14 protein-coding genes are annotated in these 11,827 nt (G+C 53.5%); 9 read left to right on the forward strand and 5 right to left on the reverse strand.

Translation table 11 applies throughout. The annotated features are described in order from the left end of the window. Positions 1-153: 153 nt before the first annotated feature. The 4 genes from A6013_RS08145 (at position 154) to acnA (ending at position 3,542) form a co-directional block, all read left to right on the forward strand. Entirely contained in the window at positions 154-294 is a 141-nt protein-coding gene (locus A6013_RS08145) for a YmiA family putative membrane protein (RefSeq protein ID WP_213743510.1), read from the forward strand. 2 nt (positions 295-296) lie between these two features. Continuing rightward, positions 297-467, forward strand: coding sequence for a hypothetical protein (locus A6013_RS27270; RefSeq protein WP_032644881.1), 171 nt, complete (start codon positions 297-299; stop codon positions 465-467). Between the two features lie 137 nt (positions 468-604). Continuing rightward, the gene (ymiC, locus tag A6013_RS27540; protein ID WP_032644994.1) at positions 605-703 is read left to right on the forward strand and encodes a small membrane protein YmiC; all 99 of its coding nucleotides are present in this window, start codon (positions 605-607) and stop codon (positions 701-703) included. Between the two features lie 163 nt (positions 704-866). Beyond that, positions 867-3,542 (forward strand): aconitate hydratase AcnA, encoded by a 2,676-nt coding sequence (acnA, locus tag A6013_RS08160; RefSeq protein WP_069732846.1) that lies wholly within the window; start codon positions 867-869, stop codon positions 3,540-3,542. A gap of 37 nt (positions 3,543-3,579) precedes the next feature. Here the strand turns inward: acnA and ribA are convergent, their stop codons facing one another. Continuing rightward, entirely contained in the window at positions 3,580-4,170 is a 591-nt protein-coding gene (gene ribA, locus A6013_RS08165) for a GTP cyclohydrolase II (protein ID WP_028013401.1), read from the reverse strand. 197 nt (positions 4,171-4,367) lie between these two features. On the opposite strand from ribA, the gene pgpB reads away from it, so the two are divergent. From pgpB to yciH, 5 genes are all read left to right on the forward strand, one after another. Further along, complete coding sequence (pgpB, locus tag A6013_RS08170) at positions 4,368-5,135, forward strand: phosphatidylglycerophosphatase B (protein WP_028013400.1); 768 nt, start codon at positions 4,368-4,370, stop codon at positions 5,133-5,135. Positions 5,136-5,283: 148 nt separating this feature from the next. After that, positions 5,284-5,592: a LapA family protein gene (locus tag A6013_RS08175; protein ID WP_069732847.1), complete on the forward strand. Its 309-nt coding sequence runs from the start codon at positions 5,284-5,286 to the stop codon at positions 5,590-5,592. A gap of 6 nt (positions 5,593-5,598) precedes the next feature. After that, positions 5,599-6,768: a lipopolysaccharide assembly protein LapB gene (gene lapB / locus A6013_RS08180; protein WP_041909646.1), complete on the forward strand. Its 1,170-nt coding sequence runs from the start codon at positions 5,599-5,601 to the stop codon at positions 6,766-6,768. 186 nt (positions 6,769-6,954) lie between these two features. Beyond that, complete coding sequence (gene pyrF, locus A6013_RS08185; RefSeq protein ID WP_045260660.1) at positions 6,955-7,695, forward strand: orotidine-5'-phosphate decarboxylase; 741 nt, start codon at positions 6,955-6,957, stop codon at positions 7,693-7,695. Beyond that, positions 7,692-8,018 carry a stress response translation initiation inhibitor YciH gene (yciH, locus tag A6013_RS08190; RefSeq protein ID WP_069732848.1) on the forward strand — a complete coding sequence of 109 codons (327 nt, stop codon included), beginning with the start codon at positions 7,692-7,694 and terminating at the stop codon, positions 8,016-8,018. Before pyrF ends, yciH begins: the two co-directional genes overlap by 4 nt. Before the next feature lie 104 nt (positions 8,019-8,122). On the opposite strand, the gene osmB is transcribed toward yciH, so the two are convergent. From osmB to pdeR, 4 genes are all read right to left on the reverse strand, one after another. Beyond that, positions 8,123-8,341 carry an osmotically-inducible lipoprotein OsmB gene (osmB, locus tag A6013_RS08195; protein ID WP_008501216.1) on the reverse strand — a complete coding sequence of 73 codons (219 nt, stop codon included), beginning with the start codon at positions 8,339-8,341 and terminating at the stop codon, positions 8,123-8,125. A 261-nt stretch (positions 8,342-8,602) separates the two neighbouring features. Next, a complete protein-coding gene (locus A6013_RS08200) occupies positions 8,603-9,355 on the reverse strand; it encodes a DNA-binding transcriptional regulator YciT (protein ID WP_041909650.1) in 753 nt (250 codons plus the stop codon). Positions 9,356-9,398: 43 nt separating this feature from the next. Then, entirely contained in the window at positions 9,399-9,581 is a 183-nt protein-coding gene (locus A6013_RS08205) for a hypothetical protein (RefSeq protein WP_041909652.1), read from the reverse strand. Between the two features lie 118 nt (positions 9,582-9,699). Next, the gene (pdeR, locus tag A6013_RS08210; RefSeq protein WP_028013393.1) at positions 9,700-11,691 is read right to left on the reverse strand and encodes a cyclic di-GMP phosphodiesterase; all 1,992 of its coding nucleotides are present in this window, start codon (positions 11,689-11,691) and stop codon (positions 9,700-9,702) included. Positions 11,692-11,827 lie beyond the last annotated feature (136 nt).

The raw sequence follows: 11,827 nt of genomic DNA on the forward strand, positions 1-11,827 counted from the left end.
CAAATATTTATTTCTGGTCAAAAGATTGAATATTTCATGCCTCTTGATGCGTAAATTCACTGGCTTTTCGGCTAAAGTTTCTTTAGGATTTATCTCAACAGATGATTAATTGTACCAATTGTTTGGTCCTAAATGATAAGCGATATCGATTGTATGAGGTTAGCAATGCCTTCAGGAAGTGAAGAACCGCAAAGGGATCCTGCGCTCAAGCGTAAAGCCTGGCTGGCGGTCTTTCTCGTTTCCGCCCTGTTCTGGGTGATGGTTGCTCTCCTGGCCTGGAAATATTGGGGTTGAATATGGCAGTGACGGTACGTACAGAAACGGCAAAGCGGATGTGTCAGCATCATGACACTGTTCACAAGGGACGCAAAGCGCCTGCAACAGCAGTGCCAGCATCCTGGAAACTGACGCCGCAGCAGCAGGCTTTTATTGATGTGTTCGCGGAAGACGAACCCAAAAAACAATAATTTAGTTTATTGCGTAATGATGCAGTTAGTCTGAATAATGACTATGCGCCTTTGTACTCTTTAATAAATACACATCAGCAATATAGCACGAGGACCTGCCTCGGAATGTTTAATAAATAATGCCTGGTGTCCCTATGATGAATAACATGATGTCTCAAAAATACTGGTCATGGATCGGCGTTTTTACCCTGTCGATTCTGTTCTGGAGTCAGCTCATCTGGCTGGCCGTCCACTAAATCATAAAACCTCGCTGCGGCGGGGTTTTTTGTTTTACCCTCCTCTGGACCATTCCTAAATTTATCAATTTGGGTTGTTATCAAAACGTTACGACATCTTTGTGTTATCTTTAATTACGGCCCTGATGATTGTCAGGACATCTCTGTAATTAAGGAGGAGCTTATGTCGTTAACCCTACGCGAAGCCAGTAAGGACACGTTACAGGCAGAAAATAAAACCTGGCACTACTATAGCCTGCCGCTGGCTGCCAGAACGCTTGGGGACATTTCGCGTTTACCCAAGTCCTTGAAAGTTTTGCTGGAAAATCTATTGCGCTGGCAGGACGGTGACTCCGTTACCCTCGACGATATTCAGGCGCTGGCAGGGTGGCTTAAGAATGCCCATGCCGACAGAGAAATTGCCTACCGCCCGGCAAGGGTCCTGATGCAGGACTTCACCGGCGTTCCTGCCGTGGTGGATCTCGCCGCCATGCGTGAGGCGGTTAAACGCCTCGGCGGCGATACGGCTAAAGTGAACCCGCTTTCACCCGTCGACCTCGTGATTGACCACTCCGTAACCGTTGACCACTTCGGTGATGACGATGCCTTTGGCGAGAACGTGCGTCTCGAGATGGAGCGAAATCACGAGCGTTACGTCTTCCTGAAGTGGGGTCAGCAGGCGTTCAGCCGCTTTAGCGTGGTTCCACCCGGCACCGGTATTTGTCACCAGGTTAACCTTGAATATCTCGGTAAAGCCGTCTGGAGTGAATTGCAGGACAAAGAGTGGGTGGCTTATCCGGACACGCTGGTGGGTACAGATTCCCACACCACCATGATTAACGGCCTCGGCGTGCTGGGCTGGGGTGTCGGCGGTATTGAAGCGGAAGCCGCCATGCTCGGTCAGCCGGTCTCCATGCTTATCCCTGATGTTGTGGGCTTTAAGCTCACCGGGAAGCTGTCTGAAGGCATTACCGCCACCGATCTGGTGCTCACCGTAACCCAGATGCTGCGTAAGCATGGTGTGGTGGGAAAATTTGTTGAATTTTACGGTGACGGGCTGGATTCGCTGCCGCTGGCTGACCGCGCGACCATCGCCAACATGGCGCCAGAATATGGTGCAACCTGCGGATTTTTCCCCATTGATGACGTCACGCTGGAGTACATGCGCCTGAGCGGACGCAGCGAAGAGCAGGTGGCGCTGGTGGAGGCGTATACCAAAGCGCAGGGCATGTGGCGCAATCCGGGGGATGAGCCGGTATTTACCAGCACGCTTGCGCTTGACATGGGAAGCGTTGAGGCGAGCCTCGCCGGTCCGAAACGTCCGCAGGATCGCGTAGCGTTAAGCGACGTGCCAAAAACGTTTGCCGCAAGCAACGAGCTGGAAGTTAACGTGGCGAAGAAGGACCATCGCCCAATCGACTATGTTCTGAACGGACATCAGTATCAGCTCCCGGACGGCGCGGTTGTCATAGCCGCCATTACCTCCTGCACCAACACCTCAAACCCCAGCGTATTAATGGCTGCCGGCCTGCTGGCTAAAAAAGCGGTTGAGCTGGGACTGAAACCACAGCCCTGGGTCAAAGCCTCCCTGGCACCGGGCTCCAAAGTGGTCTCGGATTACCTGGCGCAGGCCAGGCTAACGCCGTATCTTGATGAGCTGGGCTTTAACCTCGTGGGCTATGGCTGTACCACCTGCATCGGTAACTCCGGCCCGCTGCCTGAACCTATTGAAACGGCGATCAAGCAGGGCGATCTGACGGTTGGCGCAGTCCTTTCCGGTAACCGTAACTTTGAAGGACGTATTCATCCGCTGGTGAAAACCAACTGGCTCGCTTCGCCGCCGCTGGTGGTGGCCTACGCGCTCGCCGGGAACATGAATATCAACCTGGCTACCGATCCTATTGGTCACGACCGCAAGAATGAGCCGGTCTATCTGAAAGATATCTGGCCGTCCTCACGTGAAATTGCGATGGCCGTTGAAAAGGTCTCCACCGAGATGTTCCGCAAAGAGTATGCGGAAGTGTTTGAAGGCACGCCGGAATGGAAAGCCATCAACGTTGTGGGCTCGGACACCTATGACTGGCAGGACGATTCCACCTATATCCGCCTGTCGCCGTTCTTTGATGAAATGCTGGCCGAGCCTGCACCGCTTCAGGATATTCACGGGGCGCGCATACTGGCGATGCTGGGGGATTCCGTCACCACTGACCATATTTCTCCGGCGGGGAGCATCAAAGCCGACAGCCCGGCGGGCCGTTATCTGCAAAGCCGGGGCGTGGAGCGCCGCGATTTTAACTCCTACGGATCGCGCCGCGGTAACCATGAAGTAATGATGCGCGGGACGTTTGCCAACATCCGCATTCGTAACGAAATGGTTCCGGGCGTGGAAGGGGGGATGACGCGCCATCTTCCGGGGACGGAAGTCGTGTCGATTTATGACGCAGCCGTCAAATATCAGCAGGAAGGTACGCCGCTGGCGGTGATCGCCGGGAAAGAGTACGGTTCCGGCTCCAGTCGTGACTGGGCGGCGAAAGGTCCGCGACTGCTTGGCGTTCGCGTGGTTATCGCCGAGTCGTTTGAACGTATTCACCGCTCGAACCTGATTGGTATGGGGATCCTGCCGCTTGAGTTCCCACAGGGCGTCACGCGCAAAACGCTGGGCCTGACGGGGGAAGAGCAGATTGATATTAGCGGCCTGCAAAATCTGCAGCCGGGCAAAACGGTGCCGGTGAAGCTTACGCGAGGAGACGGGAAAAGCGAGGTACTGGAATGCCGGTGTCGTATTGATACGGCAACCGAACTGACCTATTACCAGAACGACGGCATTTTACATTATGTGATTCGTAAAATGCTGGATTGATAAAAAAAGCCCGGCATCTGTGCCGGGCTTTTTACTTTCACTCTTTCAGAAGATGTCCCATTTTAGCCGCCTTGGTATCGAGATAGTGGGCATTTTTCGGGTTGCGGCCGACAATCAGCGGTACGCGCTCGACGATGTTGATCCCGGCTTCGGTGAGGATTTCCACCTTTTTGGGATTATTGGTCAGCAGGCGAACCTCGTCCACGCCCAGCAGCTTGAACATATCGGCGCAGAGGGTGAAATCACGTTCATCGGCGGCAAAACCGAGCTGGTGGTTGGCTTCCACCGTATCGTAGCCCTGGTCCTGCAGCGCGTAAGCGCGGATTTTATTCAGCAGACCAATGTTACGACCTTCCTGACGGTGATAGAGCAGCACGCCGCGGCCTTCTTCGGCAATATGGGTAAGGGCAGCTTCGAGCTGGAAACCGCAATCACAGCGCAGGCTGAACAACGCGTCGCCGGTCAGACACTCCGAATGGACACGGGACAGCACCGGCGTCTGCCCTGAAATGTCGCCGTAGACCAGCGCGACATGATCCTGTCCGGTTGCCAGTTCTTCAAACCCCACCATCAGGAAATCGCCCCATGGGGTTGGCAGTTTGGCTTCTGCCACACGTTTAAGCTGCATGTGATTCTCCAGAGTAGGCTGACACGTTTCGTGCCTTGCGCCTGTTTTGCTTTCTGTATTTGTCCATTTTGCCACAAGCTCAGCACGTTCGCCTAATGGGCGCCATGCTATATGAACGTTAAACGCACGATCCGACATATCCACCCATCGAATGAATTTCAGTTATGATTGTGAGGCTTAGCGAAAAAGGAGAAGACATGCTTTCAATCGCCAGACGTACGGCAGCAGGCGCGGCCATTTTACTGATTATGCCTTTGGCCGTGTGGGTCTCCGGCTGGATGTGGCAGCCGGGGCAGAATGCCACGTGGCTGAAAACGTTATACTGGGTAACGGAGACGGTCACGCAGCCATGGGGAATTATTACCCACGTTATCCTCTGCGGCTGGTTCTTGTGGTGCCTGCGCTTTCGACTGCGCGCGGCGTTGATGCTCTTTGCTATCCTCGGTGGCGCGATCGTTATTGGACAGGGCGTGAAGTCCTGGGTGAAGGATCATGTTCAGGAGCCCAGACCTTTTGTCGTCTGGCTGGAAAAAGCGCACCATGTTCCGGTGGATGAGTTCTACAATTTAAAGCGTAAAGATCGCGGCGCGCTGGTGAAAGAACAGCTTTCAGAACAGGAAGATATTCCAAAGTTCCTGCGTAAGCACTGGCAAAAAGAGACGGGATTCGCGTTTCCTTCCGGCCATACGATGTTTGCAGCCAGCTGGGCGTTGCTGGGCGTTGGGCTGCTTTGGCCTCGACGTCGCACCATGACCATCGCGATTTTACTGGTTTGGGCGACAGGGGTGATGGGCAGCCGCTTGCTGCTGGGAATGCACTGGCCGCGGGATCTGGTGGTCGCTACGCTGATCTCCTGGATGCTGGTGACGCTGGCAACCTGGCTTGCAGAACGGTTCTGCGGCCCGCTCACGCCACCACCTGAAGAGAAAGAAGAGATCGCCGAAAGGGAGCAAAGCGACGCCTGACGGTTGATATTGTGCATTTTGCCCATAAATCCATGACGTGCGCGTTACTTTTTCCGTTTCGCGCCCGTCGCTAAAATGGTAGTTTATAAGGCTGATTGCGGTGAGTTGAACACACTTTATTCGCTTGAACCACATAACGGGAAGTAATGTGAAATATTTACTCATTTTCTTACTGGTATTGGCGATTTTTGTCATTTCAGTCACATTGGGTGCACAAAACGATCAACAGGTGACGTTTAACTATCTGCTGGCGCAGGGTGAGTATCGGGTCTCCAGCCTGCTGGCGGTCTTATTTGCTTCAGGCTTTGCCATCGGCTGGCTGGTTTGCGGTCTTTTCTGGTTGAAAGTTCGTGTTTCTCTTGCGCGCGCTGAACGTAAAATTAAACGACTTGAACAGCACATTGCGCCTGCGTCCGACATGCCGGAAAGTTCAGGTGTGCCGGTCGTGAAGGAATAATCGACTATGCTGGAGTTGTTGTTTCTGCTTTTGCCTGTAGCCGCAGCCTATGGCTGGTATATGGGCCGCAGAAGTGCGCAACAAACGAAACAGGATGAGGCTAACCGACTCTCCCGCGACTACGTTGCGGGGGTGAACTTCCTCCTGAGCAATCAGCAGGACAAAGCGGTAGACCTGTTCCTCGATATGCTGAAAGAGGATACGGGGACCGTCGAAGCCCACCTCACTCTCGGTAACCTGTTCCGCTCGCGCGGCGAGGTTGACCGCGCTATCCGTATCCACCAGACTCTGATGGAAAGCGCCTCCCTGACCTACGAACAACGTCTCCTGGCGGTACAACAGCTGGGCCGAGACTATATGGCCGCGGGGCTGTACGATCGCGCTGAAGATATGTTCACACAGCTGGTGGATGAAACGGATTTCCGTATCGGCGCGTTGCAGCAGTTACTGCAGATTTACCAGGCCACCAGCGACTGGCAGAAAGCCATTGATACGGCCGAGCGTCTGGTGAAGCTGGGCAAAGACAAGCAGCGCGTTGAAATTGCGCATTTCTACTGCGAGCTTGCCCTTCAGCAGATGGGCAACGACGACATGGACAAAGCCATGGCGTTGCTGAAGAAAGGTGCCGCCGCGGACCGCAATAGCGCGCGTATCTCTATCATGATGGGGCGCGTTTTTATGGCCAGCGGCGACTATGCTAAAGCCGTTGAAAGCCTGATGCGGGTGATTGACCAGGACAAAGAGCTGGTCAGCGAAACGCTTGAAATGCTGCAAACCTGCTATCAACAGCTGGACAAGCAGGAAGAGTGGGTGGCATTTCTGCGCCGTTGCGTGGAAGAGAATACCGGCGCGACCGCTGAGCTGATGCTCTCTGACGTGGTTGAGCAGTATGAGGGGAGCGACACCGCACAGGTTTATATTACCCGTCAGCTGCAGCGTCATCCCACGATGCGCGTATTCCACAAGCTGATGGACTACCATCTGAACGATGCGGAAGAAGGGCGCGCGAAAGAGAGCCTGATGGTGCTGCGCGACATGGTTGGCGAGCAGGTGCGCAGCAAGCCGCGCTACCGTTGCCAGAAGTGTGGTTTTACCGCCTACACGCTCTACTGGCATTGTCCGTCCTGCCGGGCCTGGTCTACCATCAAGCCAATTCGCGGCCTGGATGGGCAGTAATTTTTTTAAAAGCCTTCATTTTAGTTACAACATACTGACGGCTTTTACTGCTTTCTCAACACCGTGCGGCTTGCTGGCCTGGCAGGGGCATAAATGGATTCTGTCATTTTGCGGCGACGGCAGGTAGAATGCAGGCCGTTTATCTGTTCCGCGCCGCTGCGCGCCCATAGACGAAAAGGGCTGGTCATGACGTCTGTTACTTCCTCCACTTCCCGCGTTATTACGGATTCTCCTGTTGTTGTTGCGCTTGATTACAATAAGCGTGACGCAGCGCTGGCCTTTGTCGACGGCATCGATCCTCGCGATTGTCGTCTGAAAGTTGGTAAAGAGATGTTCACGCTGTTTGGACCGCAAATTGTCCGCGATCTGCAGCAGCGCGGTTTCGATGTCTTCCTCGATCTCAAATTCCATGATATCCCGAACACCACGGCGCACGCGGTTGCCGCCGCTGCGGAACTGGGGGTATGGATGGTCAACGTCCACGCGTCGGGCGGGGCGAGAATGATGACAGCCGCTCGCGAAGCACTCCTGCCGTTCGGCAACGATGCGCCATTACTGATTGCGGTTACCGTGCTGACCAGCATGGACGACAGCGACTTGCGCGACCTTGGCGTGACGTTGTCACCTGCCGGGCACGCCGAGCGACTCGCGCGTCTGACGCAGAGTTGTGGTCTCGATGGCGTCGTTTGCTCCGCGCAGGAAGCGGTACGCTTTAAGTCAGAATTGGGCAAAGATTTTAAACTGGTCACGCCAGGCATTCGTCCTGCTGGCAGCGACGTGGGCGATCAGCGACGCATTATGACGCCTGAGCAGGCGTTGGCAGCAGGCGTTGACTACATGGTTATCGGCCGGCCGGTGACGCAGTCTGCGAACCCGGCGGAGACGCTTAAGGCTATCAACGCATCACTGAAAAAGGGGGCGCAATGACTGATTCCAACAGTCGGCTGGTCTACTCGACGGAAAGCGGGCGCATAGACGAACCGAAAACGAAAGCAGAACGTCCGAAAGGTGACGGTATTGTTCGTATCAAGCGTCAGACCAGCGGGCGAAAAGGAAAGGGGGTCTGCCTGATCTCCGGGATTGATCTGGATGATGCGGAGCTGAACAAGCTGGCAGCAGAGTTGAAGAAAAAATGTGGCTGCGGCGGTGCCGTGAAGGACGGCATTATCGAAATTCAGGGTGATAAACGCGATTTAATTAAATCGCTCCTTGAAGCCAAAGGCATGAAAGTTAAACTGGCAGGCGGCTAAAATAAATAAGCCACGGCAAATGCCGTGGCTCGTGCTATATACGTGCGTTAGTCAGACCTGAAATGCGATGCTAAATCGCCTTAACGGGAAGGCTGATAGAATAATTATTTGCCAACCTGGTGACCGATAATACCACCGACAGCAGCGCCGCCTAATGTACCCAGCGTACTACCATCCGTTAATACTGCACCACCGAGCGCACCAGCACCGGCGCCAATTGCGGTGTTACGGTCACGTTTAGACCAGTTAGAGCACGCGCTCAGGGACATTGCTACAGTGATTGCCAGAACAGCGGCGGCTAATTTTTTGCTGGTTAAGGTCATAATACTTTCTCCTGAATTATCGATTCACGGAAAGATGTACACATTAAGTATAGTCAAAATGAATACTCAATTCTTTTTTCCGTGAAAGCTGGTCGCGCAGGCGTTACGTAATCACGCAGGTGATAGTCACTTCCTGTTATATCGCTAACATTAATTTTACGACTTTACGGCAGGTTAAACAGGTAAAAACTCTTAAAGGATGGATAGGAATCCTCTCAGACGAAGGGGGCATATGCGCCCGGAATACGGGCGCAAATGGACTCAGGCGGGCGTTTTAATAATATCGACAATGAGACCGTCATCTTCCAGTTTATTACGATGTTCGTCGCTTAACCTTTCGTCGGTAATTACGCGGCTAAAGCGTGAGGCTGGACCCATGGTGTAAGGATGAACGGCGCCAAATTTAGAGCTGTCGGTCAGCACAATGGCTTCACACTCTTTTTCCAGAACGGCATTCACAACGTCAGATCGCATCATATCCCGGCCGGTGAAGCCTGTCTCCGGCTGCCAGCCGTCAATACCGATAAACGCCTTACTGAAATGAACCTGCTGGACATACTGCCGGGTTAGCGGGCCTACCATGCTCTCACTTTTTTTCTGGTAAATGCCGCCCAGCAAAATCACCTCACAGCGCGTCTCTTTGAGCAAATGGGCGATATAGCTGCTGACGGTGATGATGGTAACGTCTTTTTGTTCGGCGAGCGTACGTGCCAGAAGGGCGTTGCTGCTGCCGTTTTCAATAAAGACCGTCTCGCCAGGGTTTACCAGCGATGCGGCAAATTCTGCCAGTTCTCGTTTGAGCGCGTAGTTATTCATCATGCGCGTCTCAACGTCGTCGCTGTCCAGCGGCACGGCATAGCCATGCGCACGGCGCAGGTAGCTCTGTTTTTCCAGCAGATTAAGATCCTGACGGATGGTCACTTCTGAAACGCCGGTGGTTTTAGCCAGCTCAACGACGCTTACGCGCCCCTGATCGATGACCATCTGCAAAATGAGTTGTTGTCGGGAATTCATAGCATCCAATTAATAAAGCGAAACGAGGTCTGAGACAGTGGGTTTAGACTTCCCACGGCGCTTTAGGCTGTCGGTTTTCGGGGGCATTGTCAGCGCCATCCTGAGCGAGAAGTTCAGACTTCAGGATCTCGAGATTACGGATTGCAGAGTGATAATCACCCGCCACCAGGATATCCAGCACGGTATCAATACGTTGTGCTACAGCTTGTGGATCAATAGTAGACATCATCTCTCCCCAGGAGCGAAAAGTTAATAATTTCAATGATGCAGAAAATAGGTTCAAAAGAGAAGGGAAAAAACGCCATAACGAAATTACCTATACGAAAGTGAACCTCTGTATGACGTTAACGCTGTTGTCGCGCTTGATATCGTTTTAGCCAGCGCTCGAATGCGGCAGCGGGCATCGGCTTAGCGAAAAGAAAACCCTGCCGTTCGTTGACGCCGTTTTTGGTCAGAAAGGCATCTTCTTTTGCGTTCTCCACCCCTTCGGCAATCACCTGCAGGTTTAACGCCTGCGCCACTGCGACAATGGCGCGTACCAGAGACTGGGAGACAGAGTGCTTGTGAATATCTCTGACAAAAGCCTGATCGAGTTTAATGGCATCAATAGGAAAACGCGCCAGCTGGGAAAGGGAGGAGTAGCCGGTACCGAAATCGTCCAGATGAATTTGTGCCCCGAGCCGACTGAATTGCTGGATCACCGAGAGCGCCAGCTCTTCGTTTTCGATAAGACAGCTTTCGGTTAACTCAACGTCGATAGGGCAGTACTCAAAATGCAGATCCTTAAGCGCCTGCTTTAGCTCGCTGAAAATCGTCTGGTCGGCCAGCTGACGTGCAGAGACGTTCACGGCCACGCGCAGGTTAATTCCCTTGTCACGCCATTTTGCCACCTGGCGAACCACATCAAGCATCACCCAGCGACCCAGCGGCACAATCAAACCGGACTCCTCGGCATAAGAGATAAATTCCAGAGGGGGGATCAGCCCGCGCTCGGGCGACTGCCAGCGGACCAGCGCTTCAAGGCTTCGGACTTCGCCGCGCCAGGTCATTTTCGGCTGGTAGTGGATCAGGAGCTGATCGTTATCCAGCGCTTTACGCAGGTTGGTGTCCAGCCACAGGTACTCAAACACGCGCTGGTTCATCTCGGGGGAGAAGACGCAGAATTTGCCACGGCCATTCTCCTTGGCGGTGTACATGGCGATGTCGGCATTGCGAATCACGCTTTCCCGATCGTTCCCATGCTGCGGCGCGAGGGCGATCCCCAGGGAGCAACCGGTGTAAACCTCAATGAGACCGATTCTGAACGGCTGGCGCAGGCGGGTCAGAATACGCGACGCCATCGCTTCCAGCGAGCCCTGAGAGGTATTGGTGGCCATAACGATAAACTCATCGCCGCCGAGCCGCGCTAAAACCTGCCCTTCATCCAGACAACTCAGAAGGGCAAGTGCAACCGCCTGCAGGAGCTGATCGCCGAACATATGCCCGTAGGCATCGTTAACCTTTTTAAAGTTATCGAGGTCGAGGTAAACCACGCCAACCTGCGTATCGCCGCGGCTATTGATGGCGTCTGAAATCAGCTCATGGATCGCATTGCGGTTGGGCAGGCCGGTGATGGTATCGGTATTGGCCAGCACGCGCAGGCGCTCCTGTGCCCGTCGTTCTTCGGTAATGTCGGTCCCGGAGCAGATAAGGAAAATTTCATTTTTACCGCTGCCGCTGTGAACGAATTTATTTCTGAACAGAAACAAGCGTTGCCCTTTTCGCGTTTTAATCCAGCGTTCGACTTCGTAGGAGCTGCCGTTGCGAAAGAAACCCGCAATGTTGCGCTTCGAGGCTGCCGCTTCGCTGCGGCTCATGAACAGTTCAAACACGTTTTGACCAATGACTTCATGTTCTTTCAGACCGGTATACTCTTCGCTCAGGCGGTTAAAGCGCTGGATATTGCCGTTTTGATCGAGAATGACAATGACGGAATTCGCTTCAGAAACTACCTGTTCCGCAAAGGAGAGTCCCTGAGCCAGATCGCGTGCCACGGAGGGCGTATCGTTCCAGGCGGAAGCCGTTCCGGCCCACTCGTTTCGGGTGATTTTGCGTCCGACAAGATGGACGGGAACTTGCTCGCCGTAAAGAGAGAGGTTCAGGGAAATGCTGGTGGTCATTACCGTTAGCTGACGGATCTGTGCGGCCTGTTCATCATCCAGTACGATCTCCTGAGTCACGTCAGCATTTTCGCTGGCGGCAAGGTGCAGAGCGTTGCTGTCAGCCGACAATCGCCACCACGGGCTGTGAGTACCCATGTAACGAAACAGCAAATTTTGCTCAAGTTCGTCGATCATGATTTCTCCCGCCGCGACGCATTAGCGAACAAATTATTCATTAGTCGTCGACTTTTCCGTTGAAAATAGCGGCAAAGCCGCAGTGAAAGTATTGTTTTTCTGAGCTTTTTTATAATAAAACGCATCAGGCAGATAA

Origin of the sequence: Enterobacter sp. IF2SW-B1 (genome assembly GCF_001743375.1) — a bacterium.
Taxonomy (GTDB): domain Bacteria; phylum Pseudomonadota; class Gammaproteobacteria; order Enterobacterales; family Enterobacteriaceae; genus Enterobacter; species Enterobacter bugandensis.